The sequence below is a fragment of the Azonexus sp. genome, assembly GCF_041909095.1.
In the GTDB taxonomy this organism is placed as follows: domain Bacteria; phylum Pseudomonadota; class Gammaproteobacteria; order Burkholderiales; family Rhodocyclaceae; genus Azonexus.
In genome coordinates this window covers 875,873-902,533 of record NZ_JAYREB010000001.1, presented here as the reverse complement: position 1 = coordinate 902,533, position 26,661 = coordinate 875,873, and the positions used below count along the sequence as shown (strand labels likewise).

Here is a 26,661-nt window from a genome sequence, read left to right as displayed (position 1 = left end):
TTTCAGGGATAGAAGATGTACAGGCGATAGCCGGCGGCGCCGGTGTCTTTGGCATCTAGCCACAGCCGGACGGCGGTTTCGCCGTTGGCCGGGAAGGCGTTGCGGGGGGCGCCGGCGGACAGGAAATCGCGGGCGGCGATGACGCGCCGGGCGACCACCTGGTCGGCCGAATCGGTCAGCGTCAGTTCGAGGTCGGGCCAGGCCTGGGCGAAAGCGGCGCGGTTCTTCAGCGTCGCGTTGAGGACGAAGAGGCCGCGCGCCTGATCGGATTGCAGGTCCGAGGTTTCGATGGCGACCAGATGCTCCTGGCGCGGCAGCGGCACCGGTACGCCAAGCGTCGAGAAGACGGCGCCGGCGGCGGGCAGGCGCAGCACCAGCTCGCCGCGAAAGTGATAGGCCGCCTGCCAGGCGAGGGTCAGCAACAGCAGCAGCGTGGCCAGCCAGTACGGCCAGGTCAGCGGTCGCGCATCGTCGGCGAAGCCGGAGAGTCCGCCGTCGGCCAGGGGGCCAGCCGACCAGCGGTTGTAGGCCCGGCTGTCGGCGAGTTCGCGCACTGCCACCAGCCCCGCTTCACGGGCGGCCTGGGTGGTCTGTTCGGGGGTTTCCGGCGGTCCGGGCTGCGGCTCGGGTTCGTCGTCCAGCGCTTCGGCTTCCGGCCATGGCGGATCTTCTTCAAGGACCGGCATCGCCACGCTGTCCGGGCCCTCAGCAGCAGGCCTGTCGGCGGCTGCCGCCGCTTCTTCCACAGCTGGCAGTTCGGCGAGCGGCGGGCTGGGTGGTGCCGCCAGCTTGCCGGCATCGGGCTCGATGTCGGTAATGGCCGGCGTTTCCAGCGGCAACAACTGGTCGAAGGCGTTGAAGATGCCGTGGCAACTGCCGCAGCGGACCTTGCCCGCCTTCAGTCGCAACTGCTCGGACGTGACACGGAAGACCGTGCCGCATTCCGGGCAGCGGGTGCGGGTCAGGAGCGGACCCCGGCCAGGCATATCCAGTCCTCGCGGGTGTCGGCCACCTGCAGCGCAATCCAGGGGGCGTATACGCCAATGATCTCGTCAGCCTGCTCACGCAGGATGCCGGACAGGGCGAGCTTCCCGCCGCGCCGGACATGGGCGCAGATGGCGGGAGCGAGGACGCGCAAGGGATTGGACAGGATGTTGGCCACGACGACATCATACTCACCGGCGAGCGCCTGTCCAGAATCGCAGAAGCGCGCGGCAACGGCGTTGCGTTCGGCGTTGGCGACGGCGGCGCTGACCGCCTGCGGATCGATGTCGACGCCGGCAACATCGGCGGCACCGAGTTTGCCGGCGGCGATGGCGAGGATGCCGGAGCCGCAACCGTAGTCGAGCACGCTGTCGCCGGGGCGGACGGTGCGTTCCAGCCACTCCAGGCAGAGCCGCGTCGTCGGGTGCGAGCCGGTACCGAAGGCCATGCCCGGGTCGAGGATCAGGTTGATCGCCGCCGGATCGGGCGATTCGTGCCAGGAGGGGACGATCCACAGGCGGTCGGAGACGCGGATCGGGTCGAATTGCGACTGGGTCAGCTGCACCCAGTTCTGTTCCTCGACGGTTTCCGAGCAGTACTCGGCTGGCGCGCTCAGGCCGGCAGCGGCGGCGGCGGCGGCGAGCATGGCGTCAACGGCGGCGTCGGCCTCGAACAAGGCGACAATGCGCGAGCGGTCCCAGCCCGGCGTGGTCACCGAACCGGGTTCGCCGAATTGCGGCTTTTCCTCCGCGGTACCGGCGTCGGCGTCCTCGATCGACGCCGACAGCGCGCCGTTTTCGAGCAGCGCGTCGCAGAAGGGCTCGGCGCTGGCCGCATCGCTCGGGAAACTGACGCTCAGCCAGGCCATTTACTGCTTGACCTCGTTCATCGCCGCCAGCTTCTGCTCCAGATAGTGGATGCTGGAGCCGCCCTCGATGAAGCGGGCGTCGAGCATCAGTTCCTGGTGCAGCGCGATGTTGGTCTTGATGCCCTGGATGCTCATCTCGGACAGCGCGACGCGCATGCGGCGGATCGCCTGCTCGCGGGTGTCGCCGTAGGCGATTACCTTGGCGACCATCGAATCGTAGTGCGAGGGGACGCGGTAACCCTGGTAGATGTGCGAATCGACGCGGATGCCGGGGCCGCCGGGCGGGTGATAAAACTCGATCTTGCCGGGAGATGGCACGAACGTGAAGGGATCTTCGGCGTTGATGCGGCATTCGATGGCATGACCGCGGAAGCTGACATCCTTCTGGCGGTAGCGCAGCTTCTCGCCGGCGGCGATGCGGATCTGTTCCTGGACGATGTCGATGCCGGTGATCATCTCGGTCACCGGGTGTTCGACCTGGACGCGGGTGTTCATCTCGATGAAGTAGAACTCGCCGTTCTCGAACAGGAATTCGAAGGTGCCGGCGCCGCGGTAGCCGATCTTGCGGCAGGCTTCGGCGCAGCGTTCGCCGATGCGCGAGATCAGGCGGGCCGGAATCAGCGGCGCCGGCGCTTCCTCGATCACCTTCTGGTGGCGGCGCTGCATCGAGCAGTCGCGTTCGCCGAGGTAAATGGCGCTGCGGTACTGGTCGGCAAGGACCTGGATTTCCACGTGACGCGGATTTTCCAGGTACTTTTCCATGTAGACGGCAGGATTGCCGAAGAAGGTGCCGGCTTCCTGGCGGGTCATGCCGACCGCGTTGACCAGCGCTGCTTCGGTATGGACGACGCGCATGCCGCGCCCGCCGCCGCCGCCGGCCGCCTTGATGATCACCGGGTAGCCGATGGCGCGGGCGATGCGGACGATTTCCTTGGGATCATCGGGCAGCGCGCCTTCAGAACCGGGAACGCAGGGCACGCCGGCCGCCTTCATCGCGTCCTTGGCCGAGACCTTGTCGCCCATCAGGCGGATCGTTTCGGCGCGCGGGCCGATGAAGACGAAGCCCGAGGTTTCGACGCGTTCGGCGAAGTCGGCGTTCTCGGATAGGAAGCCGTAACCGGGGTGGATCGCCTGGGCGTCGGTGACTTCGGCGGCGGAAATGATCGCCGGCACGTTCAGGTAGCTCTGCGCCGAGGCCGCCGGGCCGATGCACACCGATTCGTCGGCGAGCTTGACGTACTTGGCCTCGCGGTCCGCCTCCGAGTGAACGACGACGGTCTTGATGCCCATCTCGCGACAGGCGCGCTGGATACGCAGGGCGATTTCGCCCCGGTTAGCGATCAGGATTTTCTCGAACATCGGCATGATCAGCCAATCACGAACAGGGGCTCGCCGAATTCGACCGGTTCGCCGTTGTCGAGCAGGATGGCCTTGATCGTGCCGTCGACCTCGGCTTCGATCTCGTTGAGCAGCTTCATCGCTTCGATGATGCACAGCGTGTCGCCCTTCTTGACGACGCTGCCGACCTGGACGAAAGCGTCGGCACCGGGCGATGGCGAGCGGTAGAAGGTGCCGACCATCGGCGACTTCATGACGTGGCCTTCCGGCAGCTCATCCTCGTCGTCGAGATTGACCGAGCTGGTCGCCGGGGCGCCGGCCGCGGGCATCGGCATCGGCATCGGGGCCGGCATGGCGTAGTGCTGGACGGGGGCGGCGACGGCACCGAAATGCTTGGCGATGCGGACCTTTTCCTCGCCCTCGGTGACTTCGAGTTCCGAAATGCCGGACTCCTGAACGAGGTCGATGAGTTTTTTCAGCTTGCGCAGATCCATGATGACTCCCTAAATTTTTCGCGCACGATGGGCGCATGATCACGACAGTTGTCGCTAGATTACTGATCCAGATTGATTCTGTTGAGGAGGAATTCGAGGGCGAAGCGGTAGCCCTCGTGACCCAGTCCGCAGATGACGCCGATGGCCAGGTCGGAGAAATACGAATGGTGCCGGAAGCTTTCCCGGGCGTGCACGTTGGACAGATGCACTTCGACGAAGGGAATGGCAACGGCGGCCAGTGCGTCGCGCAAGGCAACGCTGGTGTGCGTGTAGGCGGCGGGGTTGATGATGATGGCGCGCACGCCCTGCTCGCGGGCGGCGTGGATGCGTTCGATCAGCGCACCTTCGTGATTGCTCTGGAAGGCTTCCAGTTCGACGCCGACACTTTCCGCCAGGCGCGCCAGCGCCAGGTTGATGTCGGCCAGCGTCATGCGGCCGTAGTGTTCGGGTTCGCGCGTCCCAAGCAGGTTCAGATTCGGGCCATGAACGACCAGGATACGGGCCTTATCCGCCGGCTTGGAAGCAGTTTTTCGCTTCGTCATGGCGGCAAGTTTGCCGCAAATCGCTGCAACTTGTCCAGTCTATTCCTTAAGTAGGAGGTGTAGTTCGGCTGCCCGCATGCGCTCGCGCGGCCGGCCGTCGCGGTGCTTCAGGCTGACTCTTTCGAGGTGGGGCGGGAGGATGATCAGGTTGGCGTCCACGGTGTCGGTTTCCACCTGCAGCACGGCTTCGACCTTGTCGTTGCGGGGCTGGGCGTGGCTGACGTCGATCCCGCGATTGAGCAGGAAAATCTCCACTTCCTTGGCGCTGTCGGCGAACAGCAGGATGTCGATCGATGAGTGCTCGCCGGCCGTGCCGTCGAGCACCGAGCCGGTCAGCCAGGGATTGAAGGCGGTCAGCAATTCCATCAGTTCGAGCGCCGAGTGGCGCATCGCCGCCAGCATTTCCGGGTGGATGTCGCCCTGATAGAGCTCGCGGTAGGCGCGCAGTTCGGCCTCGACCTCGGCGTTGTCGGGAAAGCCGACATTGTCCGGCAGGCCGAGCTGGCGGGCCGCTTTCTTCTTGGCGTGGTGGTAGTCGCTGATGCCGTCTTCGGCCATCAGCCGGGCGGCGGCGGCGGCGATGGTGGACCGGACGCTGGAACCGTTTCGCAGCCTGTCGTGGCGGGGCATGGTGTCTCGCTCGGGGTAGAATCGGGTTCATTCTAACCACAGTCAGCGCCATGCACATTCACATTCTCGGCATCTGCGGCACCTTCATGGGCGGCATCGCCCAGCTTGCCGTTGCCTCCGGACACCGTGTCACCGGATGCGATGCCAACGTCTATCCGCCGATGAGCGATCAGTTGCGTCAGGCCGGTATCGAACTGATCGAGGGTTTTTCCAGCGAGCAACTGGCGCTGGCGCCGGACGTGTTTGTCGTCGGCAACGCGATCTCGCGCGGTAATCCGCTGCTCGAGGCCATCCTCGACCGCGGCCTGGCCTATGTTTCCGGGCCGCAATGGCTGGCCGAAAACGTTCTGCAGGGGCGCTGGGTGCTCGGCGTCGCCGGTACCCACGGCAAGACGACGACCAGCGCGATGCTGGCCTGGATTCTCGAGGACGCCGGCCTGGCGCCGGGTTTCCTGATCGGTGGCGTGCCGCTGGACTTCGGGGTCTCGGCGCGGCTCGGCGACACGCCTTTCTTCGTCATCGAGGCCGACGAATACGACACCGCGTTCTGCGACAAGCGTTCCAAGTTCATCCACTATCGGCCGCGGACGGCGATCCTGAACAACCTTGAATTCGATCATGCAGATATTTTCGCCGATCTGGCGGCGATCGAAACGCAGTTCCACCATCTGGTGCGGACCATGCCGGCTTCCGGGTTGATCGTCGCCAACGCTGGCGAAGCCAGCCTGGAACGCGTCCTGCAGCGCGGTTGCTGGACCCCGGTCGAGCGTTTCAACGCGCCCAACGGTTACCGCACGACCGGCGACGACGCCGACGGCAGCCTGATCCTGCATGACGCGAACGGCGAGATCGGCCGCTGCCAGTGGCAACTGACCGGCGACCATAACCGCGCCAACGCCTGCGCCGCCCTCCTGGCGGCGCGCCATGTCGGCGTGCCTTTCGCCAAAGGCTTGGAGGCGCTGGCGCGCTTTGCCAATGTCAAGCGGCGCATGGAAGTGCGCGGCGTGGTCAACGGCGTCACCGTCTACGACGATTTCGCGCATCACCCGACGGCGCTGGCGACGACACTCGCCGGCCTGCGCCGCAAGGTCGGCGCGGCGCGTATCCTGGCTGTCTTCGAGCCGCGTTCCAACACGATGAAGCTGGGGACGATGAAGGCGCTGCTGCCGGATAGCCTGCGCGACGCCGACCTCGCCTTCTGCTACGCCGGCAACCTGGGCTGGGACGCGGCGGCAGCGCTGGCGCCGCTGGGCGAACGTGCCATCGTCGAGGAAGACCTGGCGGCACTGGTTTCCGCCATCACCGCGGTTGCGCGGCCGGGCGATCATCTGCTGGTGATGAGCAACGGCGGCTTCGGTGGCATCCATCACAAACTGCTGGAGGAACTTGCCCGATGAATCGTCGTGACTTCATCACCCTGGCCGCTGCCTTGGCGCTGACCGCCTGCGGCGGCGAGGCACCTGGTTTCCGGAACACCGATCTGTCGTCGGGGCAGCTATTTCCCCGGGCGATGCTCTACGACGGTAAGGGCCGCGCCCGCAGTTTCGAGGAATTCCGTGGCAAGGCGGTGATCGTCTTCTTCGGTTACACCAGTTGTCCGGACATCTGCCCGAGCGCGCTGCGCAAGTACGCCAGCCTGCTGCGCACGCTGCGCGACCGCGATGCGGCGCGGGTCCAGGTGATTTTCATCTCGGTCGATCCGGAGCGCGATACCCCGGAGCGCACCGACACCTTCGTCAAGTGGTTCCATCCCGATTTTCTCGGGCTGTCCGGCACGGCCGAGCAGATCGCCGAAGTTGCTACCCAGTTCAAGGTGGTTTATGGCAAGAAGGAGATCGGTGGCGGCATGGGCTACGTCATCGACCATAGCGCCGCTGCCTACGTTCTCGATCCGGCCGGCCAGTTGCGCCTGATGCTGGCCGAGACGGCGCCGCTGGAACCGATCATCGCCGACCTGCAAACTTTGCTGACGGCACCATGAAAAAGGCCCCGCCGCTGGCGGGGCCTCGTCGTACAGCGATCCGGCGGTAGCCGACGCTCAGCGTTCCATCGATTCGACGACGGCCAGCGCGGTCATGTTGACCAGGCGGCGGACGGTTGCCGTCGAGGTCAGGACATGCACCGGGCGCGCCGCACCGAGCAGGATGGGGCCGATGGTGACGCCTTCGCCGCCGGTCATCTTCAACAGGTTGTAGGAGATGTTGGCGGCGTCGATGTTGGGCATCACCAGCAGGTTGGCTTCGCCCTTGAGCGGCGAATCCGGGTTGGCTTCGCGGCGGATTTCCTCGTTCAGTGCCGAGTCGCCATGCATTTCGCCATCGACTTCGAGTTCGCCGGACGACATCGCCGAGATCAGGCCGGCGGCAACGCCCATCTTGCGCGCCGATTCCGAGCTGCCGGAACCGAAGTTGGAATGCGAGAGCAGCGCGACCTTCGGCTGGCTGCCGAAGCGCTTGACCTGTTCGGCCGCCATCAGCGTCATTTCGGCGATTTCCTCGGCACTCGGGTTCTCGTTGACATGGGTGTCGCAGATGAACAGCGAGCGGCCCGGCAGCATCAGGTAGTTCATCGCGGCCAGCGTGTTGACGCCGCTGCGCTTGCCGATGATCTGGTTGATCACACCCAGGTGATGGCTGTACTGGCCGGTCATGCCGCAGATCATGCCGTCGGCGTAGCCGAGCTTGAGCAGCATGGCGCCGATCACCGTCGGCTTGCGGCGCAGCGATTCCTTGGCGATTGCCGGCGTCACGCCGCGGCGCGCCATCAGCTTGTGGTAGGCGGTCCAGCACTCGCGGTAGCGCTCGTCGGACTGCGGATTGACGATGTCGAAATCGACACCCGGCTTGATCCGCAGCTTGGCCTTGTCGAGGCGGTGTTCGATGATGTCGGGGCGGCCGATGAGGATAGGACGGGCGAATTTTTCCTCGATCACCACCTGAACGGCGCGCAACACGCGCTCTTCTTCACCTTCCGCGAAGATGATGCGCTTGCCCTTGGCCTGCCGGGCGGCCTGGAAGATGGCGCGCATGCCGACGCCGGTGTGATAGACGAATTCCGACAGCTTGGCGCGGTAGGCGTCCCAGTCGGTGATCGGCCGCGTCGCGACACCGGAATCGATCGCCGCCTGGGCGACGGCCGGGGCGATCTTGACGATCAGGCGCGGGTCGAAGGGCTTGGGAATCAGGTATTCCGGGCCAAAGGAGAGAACGGCGCCCGGGTAGGCCATGGCCACTTCGTCGGTGACTTCGGCTTCCGCCAGTTCGGCGATGGCCCGTACCGAAGCCATCTTCATCTCTTCGGTGATGCGGGTGGCGCCGACATCGAGCGCGCCGCGGAAGATGAAGGGGAAGCAGAGGACGTTATTGACCTGGTTCACGTAGTCGGAACGGCCGGTGGCGATGATCGCCTCCGGGCGGACTTCCTTGACCAGTTCCGGCATGATTTCCGGGGTCGGGTTGGCCAGGGCGAAGACCATCGGCTTTTCAGCCATGCTCTTGACCATGTCCTGCTTGACCACACCGGCTGCCGACAGACCAAGGAAGACGTCGGCACCGACCATCGCATCGGCGAGCGTGCGCTTGTCGGTATCCTGCGCGTAGCGGGCCTTGGTTTCGTCCATGCCGCCTGGGCGGCCGACGTAGATGACGCCCTTGGAGTCGCAGATGGTGATGTTCTCGCGCTTGACGCCAAGGTCACACCACAGGTTCACGCAGGAGATCGCGGCGGCGCCGGCACCCGAAACGACAACCTTGATTTCGTCGATCTTCTTGCCGACGACCTTGAGGCCGTTGAGCATGGCGGCGCCGGAGATGATCGCGGTGCCGTGCTGGTCGTCGTGGAAGACCGGGATGTTCATCCTTTCCTTCAGCTTCCGTTCGATGTAGAAGCATTCGGGGGCCTTGATGTCCTCCAGGTTGATGCCGCCGAGCGTCGGCTCGAGCGCGGCGATCATGTCGATCAGCTTGTCCGGGTCGTTCTCGGCCAGTTCGATGTCGAAGACGTCGATGCCGGCGAACTTCTTGAACAGGCAGCCCTTGCCTTCCATCACCGGCTTGGACGCCAGAGGCCCGATGTTGCCGAGGCCGAGCACGGCGGTGCCGTTGGTGACGACGCCGACCAGGTTGGCGCGCGAGGTGTACAGCGCGGCGGTTGCTTCGTCCTCGACGATGGCGTCACAGGCGGCGGCGACGCCCGGCGAGTAGGCCAGCGCGAGGTCGCGCTGGTTGGTCAGGCCCTTGGTCGGGCGGACGGAAATCTTGCCCGGGGTGGGCCAGCGGTGATATTCGAGTGCGGCTTCGCGCAAATCCTTTTCCACGGATAATCCTCGGCAAACGTGTTGGGGAAAACCCTGTAGGTTACTCCAAAGCTTGGTGACAGGGTGTGTAATTATGAATTATGGGGGAGCCCGCCGCTTTTGACTACTGGCGGAAAACGGGCGTCCGGATCACGAAGATTCCCAGTCATGCACGTGCAGATGGGCATGCGTTGCGCCGCCGTGGCGATGCCGGTGGCGGTGCGCCAGGCCTGCCGCCAGCAGCAGCGGCAGGTCGCCCAGCGCCGGTTCGAGCGGGCCGTCGTAGAGCAGGCGGCCGCTGCCGTCGAGAATCAGCGCGCGTTCGCCGAGTTCGGCGGCGAGGCCGAGGTTGTGCGTGCTGATCAGCAGGGTCCGCCCGGAATCGAGCAAGGTGTCGATCAACCAGCCGACCGTCGCCGGGTCGAGCGAGGCGCTCGGCTCGTCGAGGGCGAGGAATTGCGGGTCGAGGGCGAGCAGGCAGGCCAGCGCGACCTTCTGCTTCTGGCCACCGGAGAGCGTGAACGGCGCCGCATCGAGCAGCGTTTGCAGGCCAAGCTCGGCCGCCCAGCGGTCAACGCGGGCGGCGCTGTCGGCAAGGCCGAGCTGCTGCGGGCCGTAGGCGATTTCCTCGCGTACCGTCGGGTTGAACAGCATCGCTTCCGGGTGCTGGAAGAGCAGCACGTTGGCCTGCCGGAAGTCGCGCGCGAAATCGCGCTGGCGCAATAGCGACGGGCTGAGCGATCGACCCTGCCAGGCAACGCTGCCGCCGCTCGGGGGCAGCAGGCCGTTGGCGAGGCGCAGCAGCGTCGACTTGCCGGCGCCGTTGGCGCCCAGCAGGACCACCTTCTCGCCGGCGGCGATGCGAAAGCTCAGGTCGGCGAATACCGGCCGGCCGTCCGGCCAGGCATAGGCGACGTTGGTAAATTCGAGCAGCGCGTCAGGCATCGAAAGCTCCCCGGGAACGCATCGCCTGCGCTGCCTGCTCGGCGTCGTGCAGGGATTTGTCGAGCAAGCAGCCGGCTTGCGCGCCGGCATGCCGGAGCATGGCGGCGGCGCTAGGCGGTGCCGGGTTGCGGCTGCGGAAGGCGAGCCGGAAGTCGTCGAGCAGCCGGCGATAGACGGCGATCTGGCCGAGTGCCAGGGTGGCGATCATCGACAGCACGGGCCAGCCGGCCAGCGCGTCGAGCAGGCGCACGCGGTCGACCAGCCAGAAGCCAAGGAAAACCAGCAGCAATACGCGCAGGTTGATCAGCAGCAAGGCGTCGCCGAGCGGCCTCCCCTGCCACCAGGCAAGCCCGGCGTAGGCCAGGCTGACGCTGGCGTTGACCAGCAGCAGCGCCAGCGCCGCCCGCTTCAGCAAGCGCCAGCGCGCGCCGCCGGCGCCGACCAGGGCGACGGCCAGCCCGGCGGCGAGCGCCACCGGCTGGTGCACGCAGGTGATCGCCACCACGGCGCCAAGATAGGTGAGCAGCCAGGCGCGTGCCCGGTTCATCCGGCGACCCAGCCCTTGCGCTTGGCGTAGCGCCAGACGAGGACGGTCAGCGCCGCCTCGCCGATACCGATCAGCAGGTGCGGCAGCAGCACGGCCGGCACGGTGACGGCGAAGCCGAGGGGGAAGAACAGTGGGCTGCCGTCCTCGCGCTGGGCGATCAGCGGTTGCACGCCGAGCACCAGGGCGATCAGCAACGCCGACACCTGCAGCGAGACGAAGGCGGCCAGCGCCACCGCGACGTTGTCGCCGCAGCCGGCGAGCAGACGCCGAACACCGACCGCGACGGCGGCGCCGAGCAGGCCGAGGGCTAGCGCATTGACGCCGAGCGCGGTGATGCCGCCGGCGCCGAAGAGCAGCGCCTGCAGCAGCAGGACCCCGCTGTAGGCGAGAAAGGCCAGGCGGACGCCGAAGATCAATGCCAGCGCGGCGACGCCGATGGCGTGCCCGGAGGTTCCGCCGGGCAAGGGCAGCATGATCAGGCCGAGCGCATAGGCCAGCGCGGTGAGCATCGCCAGCCGCGGCACCAGGGTCTCGTCCAGCCGTTGCGCCAGGCCGCGGCCGGCCCAGGCCCAGGCCACCGTCGCCACGCCCCAGGCCGGCAGGTAGGTCTGCGGCGACAGGAATCCGTCGGGAATATGCATCGATCAGCCTTAGAACATCAGCGAAGCGGAGAAGATCAGGCGGTATTTCTCCTTGCCTTCGGCGCCTTGCTGGGTGCTCGATTCGTTGAGGTCGGTCCACACCGGCTTCTTGATGCCGAGCGCGAAGCTGGCATTGTGCCAGTAGGCGCGGACGCCGGGCACCAGATAGACCATGCGGCCGCCGGTACCGTCTTCGCCGACACCGTTGCTGCGATCGCGGCCGATGCTCAGGTACTGCACTTCGAGCACCGGGTCGAGGCGGAAGGATTTCTCAGGCACGGTCAGCGCCCGCCAGGCGAGCGCCGCGTTGAGGCGGTTTTCGGCGCCGAACTGCACACGTTCGCCGCTATCGTAGGTATAGGGCTGGAAGCGGAAAGTCGATGCTTCCAGGCTCAGGGTCAGCGTCCGGCTCAGCATCTTGCTGGCGGTGACGCCGAGCGTCCACGCCGGCTTGCCGAAGCCGAGCGATTTGCCGGCATCGATCGAGCCGTCGCTCAGGCGGTGGTTGGGGGCGCCGGTCGGCAGCGTGGCGCCGGCAAAGACGCTGAAGTGCCAGTCTTCGAGATCGTCGAGGCTTTCATTGGCTGGATTCAGGCGCCAGCCGTCCTGGTCGTATTTGAAGCCGACCTGGCCCATCAGCGACATGTCGGCCCAGCCGCGCGAATCGAGGCCACCGGATTCCTCGACCTTGGTGTTGTGCGGCACGAAGGCGTAGGCGGAGAACCACGGCGTGACGCCGTAGCCGAGGCCAAGCATGGTGAAGCGAGCGTAGTCGGCGTTCGGCGTTGCCCAGCCGTACTGCTTGAAGCGCGCCTGATCGACCTTCAGGTAGGCGAGCATGCCGCCTTCGGGGAGGACCGAGGAAGCCGCTGATTCGATCGGTGCTCCCGGTCCCTGCAGGCCGACGGCGCCGACACCGGCGACGCCGTGGTGGGCGAAAGCCGGTTGAGCGGCGCTCGCCGCAAGTAAACCCAAGCCATAGAAGTAGAATTGTTTCACCGTTTTTTCCTCCCCAGATAGAGTTGCAGCAGCCCGAACAGGCCGAAGATCGTTCCCAGACCGCCCAGCCAGAGCGCGCCACGCGGCGTTTCGGCGGCGGGCGCCGTGGCTGCCGCCGGGTCGCCGGCGAGCGCCGTGAGTTTGCGGTCGACGCCGTGGCCGTCGTCCGACCAGGCCTTCAGGCGCCATTCGCCGGCCGTGTCGGCAAGCAGCGCGATACGGCCCTTGCCGTCGGTGCGCCCGACCTGGCCCGGCGTTTCGCTGCCGGCCGGGTAGAGTTCGTAGGCCTCGAAGGCGAAGGGCTGGCCATCGGCGTAGTGCAGCGTGATCACGGTGGCACTGGCACCCGAGACATCGAGCCGGATCTCATGGGCTGGCGCCGCCGCTGCGGCGAACAGCGCGAGCAAGGGCAGCCACCTCATGGCGCGATCTCGAACTGCAGCGTCGCGCTGCGCAGCGCGCGGTCGGCCTTGCCGTCGGTGAGGGGCGTTTCCTGCGTCGTCGTGATCAACTGGGTGCCGCCGTGGCGCAGGCGGATGGCGATCTTGCCGTCGCTGTCGCTGACGCCGCGGGTGTCGTCGCCGTAGGCCACGGGCAGACCGGCCACCGGCTTGCCGTCGTCGCTGACCAGCACGGTGAGCTTGTCGCCCGCTTGCAGTGGCAGCGGATCGCGCAGTGGCGTGATCTCGAGGCCACGGCCAAGCGGTTTGCCGGCGGCGGGAATCCACTGGCCGATGCGCTTCACCGATTCGGCCGAATGCCAGCTGCGCAGCACGCCCGAAATCCCGGTTTTCGGGATGTTCTTCGTTTCCCAGGCCGTCTTGGTCCAGTAGCCGGAAACGTAATCGGCCTGCAGCACCGCGCAGGGACCGGCGAAGCGTACCGGGGCGCTGTTCGATGGCGCGGCCGGGCGCGCTTTGCCCGTGCCATCGAGGCACAGCGAACCGCTGACCTTGCGGCCATCGTAGTCGATGGTATCGGCACCGGCATGGCTGGAATGGCGGTGCCCCTGCAGCAGCAGGTAGTCGTTGCCCTCGGGGGCGAACCACAGGTCGTGGGCAAAGCAGGCCGAAGACGTCAGGCAGAGCAGCAGGGTGAGTGTGCGGCGCATGATGGGGTGGTTGTATGAAAGAAGTTAATATCTTCATACAAGTTCCGTGCCCAGACAATAAGTCATTGAACGTATTGCCCACTGGGGCGATTCCGGGGGGAGTTGCGGGCGGAAGTGGAAGCTCACTTTCCGTTCCTGTGGAAGATGGCTGTCCGCTGTCGTTTGTCGGGGCGAACCGGATCTCGCGCTCTGGTTTGCATCTTGCTTGATCATGAAGGCGGCAGGCGATCGGGCGGTGCCGCGATCGACCTCCTGGAAAATGCAATGAACAGCGTCCTGAGTTACCTGGCGGCCGCACGGCGCAGCGAAGAAAGCGAACTGGAAAACCTGGCGCGCACCTGTGACCTGGTTCTGGCGACGAGCGAACTGGTGCATCACCTGCAGCAGGAGCGCGGCAGTTCGAATCTCTTCCTGGCTTCGGGGGGGCGCCGCTTCGCCGAGCTACGGGCGCAGTGCATGGCCAGCAGCGACCAGGCGGTGCTGCAGCTCGATGCCTGGCTGGAGCGCCGTGAAACTCGGGATGGCATGAGCGGCGGCGCCCGTTTCTACACCCGGGTGGCGATCGCCCTGCAGGCGCTGGCCGGCCTGCCGGAAATCCGCCGTGGCGTCACCGCGCTGGCGCTGACACCGGCCCAGGCGAGCGAGCAGTACAGCCAGCTGGTCGCCACCCTGCTCGCCCTGGTTTTCGAAGCCGCCGACGTTGCCATTGATCCGGCCATCTCGCGCCTGCTGATCGCCCTCTTCCACCTGATGCAGGGCAAGGAGTCGGCCGGTCGCGAACGGGCGACCGGTGCCGCCGCCTTCGCCGCCGGCCGGATCGGCGAAGCCGACGTGCAGGCGATCGAGTACCTGATCGAGATGCAGGAAAACTCCTTCCGGCATTTCGTCGCCTTCTGCGACGAACTCGGTGCCGAGTGGCGCGCCCTGCAGTCCCTGCTGCCCCTCTCTTCGCTCGAACGGCTGCGCCGCAAGCTGCTGTCCGGGCTTGGGCGGCCGCTCGACAGCGCGTTGGCGGACGAATGGTATACCTGCTGCTCGGCGCGGATGGACGAACTGCATCGGGTCGAGAACCATCTCGCCGGCCTGCTGCAGGGGCTCTGCCGGCAGCGCATCGAGCAGTTGCAGCGCGATAGCGCCGACCAGCAGCAACGTTTGTCGGAACTTCGCGAATCGCTCCCGCTGCCGCCGCAGGCGGCGTTCGCCGCCGGCATCGGCGGGCCCGTCGCCGCTGCTGGCGACGGCATCGGGCCACACCTGACGCAGGCGGTGGTCGACATGCTGCAGTCGCAGTCGCAGCGTCTGCAAAGCCTGACCGACGAACTGGCGACGGTGCGCGCCAATCTCGAGGAGCGCAAGCTGATCGAGCGGGCCAAGGGCATCCTGATGGCGACGCAGGGCCTCGACGAGGCGGCCGCCTACCGCTTGCTGCGCCAGAACGCGATGAACCAGAACCGGCGCCTGGCCGACGTTGCCGAAGCGCTGCTCGGCGTCGCCGGCCTGCTGCCCGCTCCGACCGGGCTGGAGCGTTAGGCCGGCATTTTCGGCACCAATTTGGCGGGCGACGCACAGGCCTGGTGCAGAAAAATCCCGGACGGGACCGCCATCAAACCCGGAAGCCCTTGCCCAGTGGGCGACAGTCAGTTCTGGCATGCTAGCTGCTAATCACTCCCTGCCCGCGTGCAATGTTGCATCGGGCAACAGCCTCCGCCAATGACGGTGGAATCCGGCAGCCGCAACCCAAGTTGCGTCGGCCGTCATTTCAAACCGACATAACCGCCTAGTGCGGGGGCTTCCATGCAGGCGACGGGTTTCAGTGCCGTCGCCCGGGTATCACGGAGTCTCCGCCGAAGCGAGAGAGTGATACCGACATGAAGATCATCGTCATCGGCCACGGCATGGTTGGCCACAAGTTTCTCGAGGAACTGCATCAGCTTGGCCTGTCCGGCGCGGAAGTCAGCGTGCTCGGCGAGGAAAGCCGCGCCGCCTACGACCGCGTCCACCTGTCCGAATTCTTTGCCGGCAAGAGTGCGGAAGACCTGTCGCTGGTCGCCCCCGGCTTCTTCCAGGCCAGCGGTTTCACGCTGCGACTGGGCAGCCGGGCCGTCGCCATCGACCGCCGGGCGCGCACGGTCACCACGGCGGACGGCCAGACCCTCGCCTACGACAAGCTGGTGCTGGCCACCGGCTCCTATCCCTTCGTTCCGCTGCTCAAGGGCAACGACCGCCCCCACAGCTTCGTCTACCGGACGCTCGACGACCTTGAGGCGATGCGCGCCTCGGGCGCCGTCTCGCGCAGCGGCATCGCCGTCGGCGGCGGCCTGCTCGGCCTAGAATGCGCCAAGGCGCTGCGCGACCTCGGCCTGCAGACGCATGTCGTCGAATACGCGCCGCGCCTGATGGCGGTGCAGGTGGACGATGACGGCGGACGCATCCTGCGCGCCAAGATCGAGGCGCTAGGGGTCAAGGTCCATACCGAGCGCAACACGGTCGACATCCGCGACGGCGCGACGGCGCGCCACCGCATGGTGTTCAGTGACGGCACCCACCTCGAGGCCGACATGATCGTCTTCTCGGCGGGCATCCGGCCGCGCGACGAACTGGCGCGCAATAACGCGCTGGCGGTCGGCGCGCGCGGCGGCATCGCCATCGACGACCACTGCCGGACCAGCGATCCCGACATCTACGCGATCGGCGAATGCGCTGCCTGGCAGGATCAGTTGTTCGGTCTGGTCGCGCCAGGTTACGAGATGGCCCGTGTCGCCGCCCGCCATCTGGCCGGTGAGGCGAGCGCCGCCTTTGCCGGCGCCGACATGAGCACCAAGCTCAAGCTGATGGGCGTCGACGTCGCCAGCATCGGCGATGCCCAGGGGCGCAGCGCCGGCTGCCGCAGCTTCCGCTACATCGACGAGGCCAAGCAGATCTACAAGAAGATCGTCGTCAGTGGCGACGGCAAGCGCCTGCTCGGCGCCGTGCTGGTCGGCAACGCCGACGAATACGGCACGCTGCTGCAGATGGCGCTGAACGCCATCGCCCTGCCCGCCGATCCCGAGTTCCTGATCCTGCCGGCCAGCGATGGCAAGGCCAAGCCTGGCCTGGGCGCGGACGCGCTGCCCGACAGCGCGCAGATCTGTTCCTGCAACAACGTCAGCAAGGGGCAGATTGCCGCCGCCGTTGCCGACGGAGCGACGACGATCGGCCAGATCAAGGCCTGCACCAAGGCCGGCGCCACCTGCGGCGGCTGCGTGCCGCTGGTGACGCAGATCATGAAGGCGGAAATGGCGCGCCGCGGCATGACGGTCAACAACCACCTGTGCGAGCACTTCCCCTACTCCCGTCAGGAGTTGTTCCACCTGATCCGCGTCGGCAACATCCGCAGCTTCGCCGACTTGCTGGAAAAGCACGGCCAGGGTCTCGGCTGCGACATCTGCAAGCCGACCGCGGCGTCGATCTTCGCCTCGTGCTGGAACGACTTCGTGCTGCAGGGCGAACTGGCCAGCCTGCAGGACAGCAACGACTACTTCCTCGGCAACATCCAGAAGAACGGCACCTACTCCGTGGTGCCGCGCATGCCGGGCGGCGAAGTGACGCCCGACGGGCTGATCGCGGTCGGCCAGGTGGCCAAGAAATACGGCCTCTACACCAAGGTCACCGGCGGCCAGCGCGTCGACCTGTTCGGCGCCCGCGTCGAGCAGTTGCCGTTGATCTGGGAAGAGCTGATCGCCGCCGGCTTCGAATCCGGTCACGCCTACGGCAAGTCGCTGCGTACCGTGAAGTCCTGCGTCGGCAGTACCTGGTGCCGCTACGGCGTCGATGACTCGGTCGGCCTTGCCGTCGAACTGGAACATCGCTACAAGGGCCTGCGCGCGCCGCACAAGATCAAGTTCGGCGTCTCGGGTTGCACCCGCGAGTGCGCCGAGGCACAGGGCAAGGATATCGGCATCATTGCCACCGAACGCGGCTGGAACCTCTACGTCTGTGGCAACGGCGGCATGAAGCCGCGCCACGCCGAACTGCTCGCCGCCGACCTCGACAAGGCGACGCTGATCCGCCTGATCGACCGCTTCCTGATGTTCTACGTGCGCACCGCCGACCGCCTGCAGCGCACCAGCACCTGGCGCGAAAGCCTGGAAGGCGGGCTCGACTACCTGAAGTCGGTGCTGCTCGACGACACGCTCGACCTCTGTGGCGAACTGGAAGGGCAGATGCAGCACGTGGTCGATACCTACCAGTGCGAGTGGAAGACGGCGGTCAGCGACCCCGACGTCCGCAAGCGCTTCCGTACCTTCATCAACGACGAGCAGGCCGACGCCGGCATCGTCTTCGTCGACGAGCGCGGCCAGAAGCGGCCGGCGCGCGCCGACGAATGCGCCGTGTCGCTCGCCTGAACTGCCCGGAGAACCCCGCCATGAAAGCTCACGAACCACTCTGGCTGCCGGTCTGCGGCATCGCCGACATCCTGCCCGGCACCGGCGTCTGCGCCCTGCTCGACGCGCGTCACATTGCCGTCTTCCGCATCGGCGATGAGCAGCTTTTCGCCATCGACAACATCGACCCGCGATCCGGGGCGAGCGTCCTGTCGCGCGGCCTGACCGGCAACCTCGGCGAGCGCCTGGTCGTCGCCTCGCCGCTCTACAAGAACCACTTCGACCTGCGCACCGGCGAATGCCTGGAATCCCCCGAGCATTCGGTCGGCACCTACCCGGTGCGAGTCTGCGACGGCGTCGTCTCCCTTTCCCTTTCCTGATCCACCCCACCTGAGAGGTATTCACCATGGCCTACCTAGCTCCCGCCGAATTCGTCACCAAAATGATCGACGCTGGCGAATCCAAGCTCCTGATGTCCACCCGCGACACCCTGATCCGTTCCTACATGGCTGGCGCCATCCTCGCGCTGGCCGCGGCCTTCGCCGTGTCGATCACGGTCAACACCGGCAATCCGCTGATTGGCGCCCTGCTCTTCCCGGTCGGCTTCTGCATGCTCTACCTGCTCGGTTTCGACCTGCTCACCGGCGTCTTCACGCTGGCTCCGCTGGCGGTACTGGACAAGCGCCCGGGTGCTACCTGGGGCGGCGTGATGCGCAACTGGTCGCTGGTCTTCTGCGGCAACTTCGCTGGCGCGCTGACCGTTGCCGTGTTCATGGCGATCATCTTCACCAATGGCTTCACCGGCGATCCGAACGCCATCGGCCAGAAGATCGGCCATATTGGTGAAGGCCGTACCGTCGGTTATGCCGCCCTCGGCGCGGCCGGCATGCTGACCCTGTTCGTGCGCGCGGTGATGTGCAACTGGATGGTGTCGACCGGCGTCGTCGCGGCGATGATGTCGACCTCGGTGTCGGGCAAGGTGATCGCCATGTGGATGCCGATCCTGGTCTTCTTCTACATGGGCTTCGAGCACAGCATCGTGAACATGTACCTGTTCCCGTCCGGCTTGATGATGGGTGGCAACTTCACGATCATGGACTACCTGATCTGGAACGAGATCCCGACCGTGCTCGGCAACCTGGTCGGCGGCCTGACCTTCGTCGGCGCCACGCTCTACTCGACGCACTACAAGACGGCGCCGAAGCGTGCCATCGCCTGATTCCGGAACGCAGGTTTCGCTCGGCCAGCACTCGCTGGCCGGCGAGCATCCGGTCAACCAGGATTTTTACGGCGCGCTGCTGCCCGGCGGCCACCTGCTGGCCGCCAAGGGCATCGCCCTCGCCATCGCCGACGGCATCAGTTCGAGCCAGGTCGGCCATATCGCCAGCCAGACGGCGGTGCGCAGTTTCCTCGACGACTACTACGCCACCGCCGAGGCGTGGACCGTCCGCCGCTCGGCGCAGCGCGTGCTCGACGCCGTCAATGCCTGGCTGTACAGCCAGACCATGCACGGCGACGGCCGCTTCGACCGCGACAGCGGTTACGTCTGCACCTTCAGCGCGCTGATCCTGAAAGGCCGCCAACTGCATCTGCTGCACGTCGGCGATGCGCGCATCTACCGCTTGCATGCGCAGGCGCTGGAACAACTGAGCGAAGACCATCGCGTCCGCCATTCGCCCGACGAGAGTTACCTGGCGCGCGCGCTCGGCATCGGCAGCCATGTCGAGATCGACTACCGCTGCTGGGACGCCGAGCCGGGCGAGATCTACCTGCTGGCCACCGACGGGGCGCACGAATTCCTCGATGCCGCCAGCGTGCACGCCGCGCTGGATCGGCATGGCGACGCGCTCGACGCCGTCGCCGCCAGCCTGGTCGAAGCGGCGCGCGCCGCCGGCAGCCGCGACGACGCCAGCGTGCAACTGCTGCGCATCGACGCCCTGCCGGCAGCGGAGGCCGACCAGTTGCGCGCGCAACGGCAGGCCTTGCCGTTGCCGCCGCCGCTGCGGCCGGGAATGCATTTCGAGGGCTTCAGCATCGTCCGCGAGCTGCAGGTCAGCGCGCGCAGCCATGTCTATCTGGCCGAGGACGAAGCCAGCCGGATGCCGGTCGTGCTCAAGCTGCCGTCCACCGATCTGCGGGAAAACGCCGCCTATCTCGACGGCTTCGTGCTCGAAGAGTGGGTGGCGCGGCGCGTCGACAACCCGCACGTGATCAAGGCCTGGCCAGGCACGCGGCCGCGCCATTCGCTCTATGTGGCGATGGAGTACATCGCCGGCCAGACGCTGGCGCAGTGGATGATCGACCATCCGCAGCCGCCGCTCGACGCGGTGCGTGGCATTGTCGCCCAGCTGGCGCAGGGCCTCCAGGCGCTGCACCGGCGCGACATGCTGCACCGCGACCTGCGCCCGGAAAACGTCATGATCGACGCCAGCGGCACGGTCCGCCTGATCGACCTGGCCAGTGTCCAGGTCGGCGGCCTGGCCGAAGCCGGGCAGGCCAATGAGGCCGCGCCGCCGGGCACGCTGCAGTATCTGGCGCCGGAATGCCTGACCGGCGAGCCGGCGAGTCCGGCCGCCGACCTCTACGCGCTGGCCGCCATTGCCTACCGCATGCTGAGCGGCGAACTGCCTTACGGGCTGGCCGCGGCACGCGTCCGCACGCTGCCCGAGGCACGCCGTCTGCGCCGGCTGCCGCTGGCCACCTTCCGCCCCGATCTGCCGGCCTGGGGCGACGCCGTGTTGGGCAAGGCGCTGCAGGTCGATCCGCGACGGCGCCAGGAGGCGTTGAGCGAGTTCGTCCGCGACCTGCAGCAACCCGGGCCGCAATTTCTCAGCACGCGCCGCCTGCCCCTGCTCGAACGCGATCCGCTGCGTTTCTGGAAACTGCTCAGCGCCGGGCTGGGCCTGCTGGTTTTCGTCCTGCTCTGGCGCTGCTGCTTGGGTGGCTGAGGCGGTGGCGCCTCAGAGTGGCAGGCGCAGGACGAATTCGGCACCCCCCTGCGAGCGGTTGCCAGCGCTCAGGCTGCCGCCGTGGCGTTCGACGATGCCGTAGCTGATCGACAGGCCGAGGCCGGTGCCCTGGCCGACCGGCTTGGTCGTGAAGAAGGGTTCGAAGATGTGCGCCAGGTTCGTCTCCGGTATCCCCGGCCCGTTGTCGGCGAAACGCAGGACGATCTGCTGTTCGGCGATCTCGCCGCTGATGCGCAGGCTGGCGTCGGCGCGCTCGGCGGTGGCGTCGCAGGCGTTCTGCACCAGGTTCATCACCACTTGCTGCAGTTGTCCCGACGAGCCGCGGCAACGCATGGCCGGCGGCAGGTCGAGATCGACCGCGAACAGCCCCGGACCGCTGCGCGTCACCCAGCGCACCGAGCGCTCGATCACTTCGTTGAGATCGACTTCTTCCGGCGCCGCCTTGTCCACCGCCGAGAAACGCTTCAGTGCGTCGACGATGTCGCGGGTGCGTTCGGCGCCTTCGATCATGCCGTCGATCAGGTTGGGCATGTCGGCCAGGATGCGGTCGATGCGCAACTCGTCGCGCAGCGCCGGCAGGCCGTCGTGCTCACCGGCGCCGCTGTCGTGCACGGCGTCGAGGTAGCGGCCGAGGCGGGTCGCGTAGCGCTGCAGCGAAAGCACGTTGCCGAGGACGAAGCTGATCGGATTGTTCAGTTCGTGGGCGACGCCGGCGACCAGGCGGCCCAGCGACACCATCTTCTCGGCGTGCAGCAGTTGCCCTTGCGTCCGCTTCAGGTCTTCGTGCGCCTGACGCAGCGCCTGGTAGGCCTTGCGCAGGTCGCCGACCGGCCGGCCGGTGACGACGACGCCCATCAGCTTGCCGGTCTGCGAGACGCGCGGCGTGCAGTTCATCGACACCGGCACCGTCGAACCGTCGCTGGCGCGCAGGAAGAACTCGCAGTCGTGCAGGCCGTCGCGGGCGTAACGCGCGAAGGCATCGCGCGCCTTGGCCTGCTCCGTTTCGTCGGCGAAGAGGTTGAACACCGGCGTGCTGACCAGTTCCTCCGAGGAGCGGCCGGCGAGGTGGCAGAGCGCCGGGTTGACCTCGACGATGCTGCCGTTGCGGTCGCAGACGATGAGGATGTCCGACATCGCCGCCAGCACGCTTTCGATGAACTGGTGCGATTCCTCGAGCGCGGCGTTCTTTTCCTCGAGCGCCACTTCGTACTGCAGGAGGTCGTTGTACACCTCGTCCATCTTCTGGATCACCTCGATCCAGGCCTGCTCGCCGGTGGCGGCGAGCAGCGGGTCAGCGGGTGGGATGGTAGTGGACATGGTCGCTGCCCTGCGCGTCGTGGGCGTGGTGGTATTCGGCCTCGAGGGCGATCACGTTGAGCTTGCCGTGGCGCACGCCGCGCTCGGCGATCATGGCGTCGGCGAATTGTCGGACAGCGGCGGTCGATCCTTTGAGAATGACGGATTCCAGACAATGGTTGTGGTCGAGGTGGGCGTGCATCGCCGCCACGGTCAGGTCGTGGTGGTCGTGCTGCAGGCCGGTCAGGCGCTCGCTCAGTTCGCGTTCGTGGTGGTTGTACACGTAGGACAGGTTGGCGACGCACTGGCCGGTCGGCTCGCCCTGCTGGCGGTCGTGCTCGATGGCGCCGCGGATCAGGTCGCGCACCGCTTCCGAGCGGTTGACGTAGCCGCGGGCGGCGATCAGTTCGTCGAACTGGCGGGCCAGCGATTCATCGAGCGAAATGGTGAAGCGTTCCATGGCGTTCCTGCGGTCGGGGGCGATGCAACGCATTATTTCCCAAACCGGCTGGAACGGGAAATGCTTGTTGAAACCGGGGTGGCCGGATTCAACCCCGGCCATCGTCCACCCGTTAAGGCAGTCAACTGCAGTCGCGTCAGGAGGAAGTCATCATGGCAAGCACCGACATCCGTCTCACCGTCGCCGAAGAGCGCACCATCTACGACGTCGCGGCGATCGACCGCGCCCTCGAGGACGCCGCCGGCAACCGCAACGAAGCGCTGGCCGCCCTCTACGAGAAGATGAAGCAGCGCGGCGGCGGCCGTTTCCTGATCCGGCCGAGCGGCACCGACATGCTCGACGAGCTCTACGATAGCTGCCCGAACTTCGGCGAGGTCGTCGACGACCTGCGCAAATACCTGGCGCTATCGGTCGCCGGCAACGAACCGATGCATTTCACCCCCATCCTGCTGCTCGGCGAGCCGGGCATCGGCAAGACCCACTTCGCCCGCGAACTGGCGGCCCGCCTGGGGACCGGCCACGAATTCGTGTCGATGAGTTCGCTCACCGCCGGCTGGGTGCTGTCCGGCGCCTCGGCGCGGTGGAACAACGCCCGCCCGGGCAAGGTGGCGCACACCTTGGTGCATGGCGACTACGCCAACCCCATCGTGGTGCTCGACGAGATCGACAAGGCCGGCGGCGATTCCCGCTACGACCCGATGGGCGCCCTCTACAGCCTGCTCGAACACGACACGGCGAAGGCCTTCAAGGACGAGTTCGTCGATATCGACATCGACGCCTCGCACATCCTCTGGGTGACGACGGCCAACGACGAACGCGGCATTCCCGAACCGATCCTCAACCGGATGAACGTCTACGAAGTGCCGCGTCCCGACGCCGACGCCTCGCTGGCCATTGCCCGGACGCTGTACCGCGACTGCATCGCCGAACACGACTGGGGTTTCCCGGCGCAGGCCGAAGACGAGGTGCTCGAACGGCTGGCCAGCCTGCCGCCACGCGACATGAAGAAGCGTCTGCTGGCCGCTTTCGGCACCGCCAAACTGGCCGGCCGCAGTTGGCTGGAAGCCGGCGATTTCGAGCAGGCACGCAGCGGGCGCACGCGCAAGATCGGATTTTAGTGCGCGCCCGCCGCGGCTGGCGCGGCATGCCGGAGAGGAGTAACCTGAGACGCTGAAGAGCAAGGACTCAGGGGGGTCTCGTGTCGCCTAGCAAGCATTCCGTCAGCCGGCCTGCCGTGCCCGCCACCCGCCTGCCGCTGGCGGGCTGGTTGCTGGCCGGCATCCTGCTGATCAATGCGTTGGTGATCACGCTGGGCGCGCTGAACCTGCTCGACAGTTACCAGCACAAGTTAGAAGCGGTGCGTGGCAATACCGCCAACATCGCCCGCCTGCTTGAGAGCAATCTCGCCGAATCGGTTCACCGCATCGATCTCGGGCTGCTCAACGTGGTTGATTATCTGGAGCACGAATTGCGCCGCGGCAGCCTGGACGGTGCCGAACTGGAGGCCTTGCTGCGCCGCCAGGCGGCGCGCATGGATTCGGTCGATGCGATGCGCGTCACCGACCCCCTGGGGGGCGTGCGCTGGGGTGGCAAGCCGGGGGCCGGCGTCTCCTTTGGCGACCGGGACTTCTTCAAGCAGCACCAGCAGTCGGCGACGTCGGCGCTGGTCATTTCCTCGCCGCTCGCCGGTCGCCTCGAGGCGCGGCCACTGGTCGCCTTCAGCCGCCCTTACTACCTGCCCGACGGCCGCTTTGGCGGTGTCGTCACGGCGGCCGTGCCGATTGCCTGGTACCAGAACCTGCTCTCCAGGCTCAATCTCGGCCCGCACGGGTCGGCCGTGATCCGCGGCCTCGACTTCGCTCTCATCACCCGCTACCCGCCGGTCGCCGGCAAGGCGGGAGAAACCGGCAACAAGGGGGTGTCGCCGGAATTCAGGGCGCTGTTCGACAGCGGCACCGAAGCGGGGTATTTCCACACCCCGCAGGCCCCGGACGGCTATGCGCGGACCTATGCCTTTCAGCGCATCCGCAACATGCCGGCCCTGCTCACCGTCGGCATGGCGCCCGAGGACTATCTCGAGCCGTGGTGGCGGGAGGTCTGGAAGACGGTTTCCCTGCTCGCCGTCTTTGCCGCGGTCACCTTGTTTGCCGGCTGGCTGGTCTGGCGCTCCTGGCGCCGCCACGAGGCCGACACGCGCAAGCTGCAAGCTAACGAGGCGCTGCTCGAGCAGATTTACCAGGCTTCTAGCGTCGCCATCTTCCTGGTCGACCCGGCCGGCCGCATCACCCGTGCCAACCAGCGGATGGCCGACATGTTTGGCGTTTCCCTGGGCGAGCTTTGCGGCGCCGAGTACGTTTCGCTGATCGATCCCAGCGAGCGCGAGCTGGGTCGGGGCCGGATGCTCGCCCTGCTGGCCAGCCAGACCGACGCGGTTGACCTCGAACGGCTCTACTGGCGCAGCGACCGCACGCAGTTCTGGGGGCATCTCACCGGCCGCCGCCTGCTGGCGCCGGATGGCAGCCTGCAGGGGCTGGTCGGCGTGATCGCCGACATCAACGAGCGCAAGCTGGCCGAAGCGGCGTTGCGCGAGAGCGAACAATACTTCCGCACCCTGGCCGACGGCGGCTCGGCGCTGATCTGGACTTCCGGACTGGACAAGGGCTGCGATTACTTCAACCAGCCCTGGCTCGAATTCACCGGCCGCGCCCTGCGCCAGGAACTCGGCAACGGCTGGGCGGAAGGCGTGCATGCCGACGATTTCGCACGCTGCCTGGAGATCTACGTTGGCCATTTCGATCGCCGCCAGGCGTTCTCGATGGAATACCGCTTGCGTCACCACAGCGGCGAATACCGCTGGATCCGCGACGACGGCAACCCGCGCTACGACAGCAAGGGCAACTTCCTCGGCTTCATCGGTTTCTGCTACGACATCACCCGGGAAAAGGCAGCGGCCGAGGTGCTGGCACTGCACCACCAGCAACTCGAACAACTGGTCGAGCAGCGCACCCAGGACCTGCGCCAGGCCAAGGAGGCAGCCGAGGCCGCCAACGTCGCCAAGAGCTCCTTCCTGGCCAACATGTCGCACGAAATCCGGACACCGCTCAACGCCATCACCGGCATGGCCTACATGCTGCGCAAGAGCGGCCTCGACGCGCGGCAGTGCGATCGCCTGGACAAGCTGGAAGCGGCCAGTCATCACCTGCTCGACATCATCAACGCGGTGCTCGACCTGTCGAAGATCGAGGCCGGCAAGTTCGCCCTCGATGAGATCAGCCTCGACGTCCGTTCGCTGGTCGCCAATCTTCTTTCCATCATGCAGGGCAAGGCAGCGGAAAAGGGCTTGGTCGTGCACAGCGAGGTGCCTGCCGATCTGCCGGCTTTTCTCGGTGACCCGGTCCGTCTGCAGCAGGCCTTGCTCAATTTCCTGGCCAACGCGGTCAAGTTCACCGATCAGGGGGCGATCGCCATCGCGGTCGAAGTGCTCGAACAAACACCGGAGAGCATGCTGCTGCGTTTCTCCGTCAGCGATACCGGCATCGGCATCGCCGCAAGCGACCTGCCCCGCCTGTTCCAGGCTTTCGAGCAGGCCGACAACTCGCTGACCCGACGTTATGGCGGCACCGGGCTGGGCCTGGCGATCACCCGCAAGATTGCCGAAATGATGGGCGGCACCACCGGCGTCGAAACCCAGCCCGGCGTCGGCAGCCGCTTCTGGATGACGGTGCGGCTGCGCCTGGCCGGCGCAAGCAGCGCCCGCTGCAGCCGCCAGGGCGATGCCGGCGCCACGCCGCTCTTTGCCGGCCAGCGCTTGTTGCTGGTCGATGACGAGCCGGTCAATCGCGAAATCACGCTGCAGATTCTCGAGGACAGTCAGCTCGACATCAGCCTTGCCGAAGATGGCGAAGCCGCCGTCGCCGCCGTTGCCAAAGACGATTACGCGCTGATCCTGATGGACCTGCAGATGCCGAAGATGAATGGCCTCGACGCGACGCGGGCGATCCGCGCGCTCGGCGCGCGCGGCGCCATGCCGATCATCGCCATGACCGCCAACGCCTTTGCCGAGGACCGGGAACAATGCCTGGCCGCCGGCATGGACGATTTCATTGCCAAGCCGGTGGCGCCGGACGAACTGCTGGCCAAGCTGCAGCAGTGGCTGGCGCAGCGCGCCCAGCCTTAGGC

Annotated in this window: 24 protein-coding genes; 9 read left to right on the top strand and 15 right to left on the bottom strand. The window is 66.7% G+C overall.

Annotated elements, in window-relative coordinates:
• Window positions 1-2: 2 nt before the first annotated feature.
• From ACE3OV_RS04365 to ACE3OV_RS04340, 6 genes are read right to left on the bottom strand one after another with little or no spacing between them, the layout of a single operon-like run.
• Entirely contained in the window at window positions 3-986 is a 984-nt protein-coding gene (locus ACE3OV_RS04365; protein WP_374325401.1) for a DUF3426 domain-containing protein, read from the bottom strand.
• The gene (prmA, locus tag ACE3OV_RS04360) at window positions 962-1,852 is read right to left on the bottom strand and encodes a 50S ribosomal protein L11 methyltransferase (protein WP_374325399.1); all 891 of its coding nucleotides are present in this window, start codon (window positions 1,850-1,852) and stop codon (window positions 962-964) included. Before prmA ends, ACE3OV_RS04365 begins: the two co-directional genes overlap by 25 nt.
• The gene (gene accC / locus ACE3OV_RS04355; protein ID WP_374325397.1) at window positions 1,853-3,211 is read right to left on the bottom strand and encodes an acetyl-CoA carboxylase biotin carboxylase subunit; all 1,359 of its coding nucleotides are present in this window, start codon (window positions 3,209-3,211) and stop codon (window positions 1,853-1,855) included. It abuts the gene before it with no gap.
• An 8-nt stretch (window positions 3,212-3,219) separates the two neighbouring features.
• Window positions 3,220-3,684 carry an acetyl-CoA carboxylase biotin carboxyl carrier protein gene (gene accB, locus ACE3OV_RS04350; protein WP_374325395.1) on the bottom strand — a complete coding sequence of 155 codons (465 nt, stop codon included), beginning with the start codon at window positions 3,682-3,684 and terminating at the stop codon, window positions 3,220-3,222.
• 59 nt (window positions 3,685-3,743) lie between these two features.
• Window positions 3,744-4,226: a type II 3-dehydroquinate dehydratase gene (gene aroQ, locus ACE3OV_RS04345; protein WP_374325393.1), complete on the bottom strand. Its 483-nt coding sequence runs from the start codon at window positions 4,224-4,226 to the stop codon at window positions 3,744-3,746.
• A gap of 39 nt (window positions 4,227-4,265) precedes the next feature.
• Window positions 4,266-4,856, bottom strand: a complete 591-nt coding sequence (locus ACE3OV_RS04340; protein ID WP_374325392.1) for a hypothetical protein — start codon at window positions 4,854-4,856, stop codon at window positions 4,266-4,268.
• Window positions 4,857-4,906: 50 nt separating this feature from the next.
• Here ACE3OV_RS04340 and mpl point away from each other — a divergent pair, with 50 nt between their 5' ends.
• Together mpl and ACE3OV_RS04330 are read left to right on the top strand one after the other, a co-directional pair.
• The gene (mpl, locus tag ACE3OV_RS04335) at window positions 4,907-6,253 is read left to right on the top strand and encodes a UDP-N-acetylmuramate:L-alanyl-gamma-D-glutamyl-meso-diaminopimelate ligase (protein ID WP_374325390.1); all 1,347 of its coding nucleotides are present in this window, start codon (window positions 4,907-4,909) and stop codon (window positions 6,251-6,253) included.
• A complete protein-coding gene (locus ACE3OV_RS04330) occupies window positions 6,250-6,837 on the top strand; it encodes an SCO family protein (protein ID WP_374325388.1) in 588 nt (195 codons plus the stop codon). Before mpl ends, ACE3OV_RS04330 begins: the two co-directional genes overlap by 4 nt.
• 57 nt (window positions 6,838-6,894) lie before the next feature.
• Here ACE3OV_RS04330 and ACE3OV_RS04325 read toward each other — a convergent pair whose 3' ends face one another.
• The 7 genes from ACE3OV_RS04325 to ACE3OV_RS04295 all read right to left on the bottom strand — a co-directional run bounded on the left by ACE3OV_RS04325 (window position 6,895) and on the right by ACE3OV_RS04295 (window position 13,393).
• A complete protein-coding gene (locus ACE3OV_RS04325) occupies window positions 6,895-9,171 on the bottom strand; it encodes an NADP-dependent malic enzyme (protein ID WP_374325386.1) in 2,277 nt (758 codons plus the stop codon).
• Between the two features lie 129 nt (window positions 9,172-9,300).
• A complete protein-coding gene (locus ACE3OV_RS04320; RefSeq protein WP_374325384.1) occupies window positions 9,301-10,095 on the bottom strand; it encodes an energy-coupling factor ABC transporter ATP-binding protein in 795 nt (264 codons plus the stop codon).
• Window positions 10,088-10,642 carry a hypothetical protein gene (locus ACE3OV_RS04315; protein ID WP_374325382.1) on the bottom strand — a complete coding sequence of 185 codons (555 nt, stop codon included), beginning with the start codon at window positions 10,640-10,642 and terminating at the stop codon, window positions 10,088-10,090. The genes ACE3OV_RS04320 and ACE3OV_RS04315 overlap by 8 nt, the downstream gene beginning before the upstream one ends.
• Window positions 10,639-11,283, bottom strand: coding sequence for an energy-coupling factor ABC transporter permease (locus ACE3OV_RS04310; protein WP_374325380.1), 645 nt, complete (start codon window positions 11,281-11,283; stop codon window positions 10,639-10,641). The genes ACE3OV_RS04315 and ACE3OV_RS04310 overlap by 4 nt, the downstream gene beginning before the upstream one ends.
• A gap of 9 nt (window positions 11,284-11,292) precedes the next feature.
• The gene (locus ACE3OV_RS04305; protein WP_374325378.1) at window positions 11,293-12,282 is read right to left on the bottom strand and encodes a hypothetical protein; all 990 of its coding nucleotides are present in this window, start codon (window positions 12,280-12,282) and stop codon (window positions 11,293-11,295) included.
• Window positions 12,279-12,704, bottom strand: a complete 426-nt coding sequence (locus ACE3OV_RS04300) for a hypothetical protein (protein ID WP_374325377.1) — start codon at window positions 12,702-12,704, stop codon at window positions 12,279-12,281. The genes ACE3OV_RS04305 and ACE3OV_RS04300 overlap by 4 nt, the downstream gene beginning before the upstream one ends.
• Window positions 12,701-13,393, bottom strand: a complete 693-nt coding sequence (locus tag ACE3OV_RS04295; protein ID WP_374325375.1) for a DUF4198 domain-containing protein — start codon at window positions 13,391-13,393, stop codon at window positions 12,701-12,703. Before ACE3OV_RS04295 ends, ACE3OV_RS04300 begins: the two co-directional genes overlap by 4 nt.
• A 264-nt stretch (window positions 13,394-13,657) precedes the next feature.
• Here ACE3OV_RS04295 and ACE3OV_RS04290 point away from each other — a divergent pair, with 264 nt between their 5' ends.
• From ACE3OV_RS04290 to ACE3OV_RS04270, 5 genes are all read left to right on the top strand, one after another.
• On the top strand, window positions 13,658-14,923 hold the full coding sequence (locus tag ACE3OV_RS04290; RefSeq protein WP_374325373.1) for a nitrate- and nitrite sensing domain-containing protein: 1,266 nt from the start codon (window positions 13,658-13,660) through the stop codon (window positions 14,921-14,923).
• 338 nt (window positions 14,924-15,261) lie between these two features.
• Window positions 15,262-17,778 (top strand): nitrite reductase large subunit NirB, encoded by a 2,517-nt coding sequence (gene nirB / locus ACE3OV_RS04285; RefSeq protein WP_374325372.1) that lies wholly within the window; start codon window positions 15,262-15,264, stop codon window positions 17,776-17,778.
• A 20-nt stretch (window positions 17,779-17,798) separates the two neighbouring features.
• Window positions 17,799-18,137: a nitrite reductase small subunit NirD gene (nirD, locus tag ACE3OV_RS04280; protein WP_374325370.1), complete on the top strand. Its 339-nt coding sequence runs from the start codon at window positions 17,799-17,801 to the stop codon at window positions 18,135-18,137.
• Window positions 18,138-18,163: 26 nt separating this feature from the next.
• Complete coding sequence (locus ACE3OV_RS04275) at window positions 18,164-18,976, top strand: formate/nitrite transporter family protein (RefSeq protein WP_374325368.1); 813 nt, start codon at window positions 18,164-18,166, stop codon at window positions 18,974-18,976.
• Window positions 18,963-20,705: a protein kinase gene (locus ACE3OV_RS04270; RefSeq protein WP_374325366.1), complete on the top strand. Its 1,743-nt coding sequence runs from the start codon at window positions 18,963-18,965 to the stop codon at window positions 20,703-20,705. The genes ACE3OV_RS04275 and ACE3OV_RS04270 overlap by 14 nt, the downstream gene beginning before the upstream one ends.
• A gap of 12 nt (window positions 20,706-20,717) precedes the next feature.
• Here ACE3OV_RS04270 and ACE3OV_RS04265 read toward each other — a convergent pair whose 3' ends face one another.
• Together ACE3OV_RS04265 and nikR are read right to left on the bottom strand one after the other, a co-directional pair.
• Entirely contained in the window at window positions 20,718-22,043 is a 1,326-nt protein-coding gene (locus tag ACE3OV_RS04265) for an ATP-binding protein (RefSeq protein ID WP_374325364.1), read from the bottom strand.
• Window positions 22,018-22,482 carry a nickel-responsive transcriptional regulator NikR gene (nikR, locus tag ACE3OV_RS04260; RefSeq protein ID WP_374325362.1) on the bottom strand — a complete coding sequence of 155 codons (465 nt, stop codon included), beginning with the start codon at window positions 22,480-22,482 and terminating at the stop codon, window positions 22,018-22,020. The genes ACE3OV_RS04265 and nikR overlap by 26 nt, the downstream gene beginning before the upstream one ends.
• A gap of 152 nt (window positions 22,483-22,634) precedes the next feature.
• On the opposite strand from nikR, the gene ACE3OV_RS04255 reads away from it, so the two are divergent.
• Both ACE3OV_RS04255 and ACE3OV_RS04250 read left to right on the top strand, forming a co-directional pair.
• Window positions 22,635-23,600 (top strand): AAA family ATPase, encoded by a 966-nt coding sequence (locus ACE3OV_RS04255; protein ID WP_374325360.1) that lies wholly within the window; start codon window positions 22,635-22,637, stop codon window positions 23,598-23,600.
• Between the two features lie 116 nt (window positions 23,601-23,716).
• Complete coding sequence (locus ACE3OV_RS04250; RefSeq protein WP_374325358.1) at window positions 23,717-26,659, top strand: PAS domain S-box protein; 2,943 nt, start codon at window positions 23,717-23,719, stop codon at window positions 26,657-26,659.
• The last annotated feature ends 2 nt before the right edge of the window (window positions 26,660-26,661 follow it).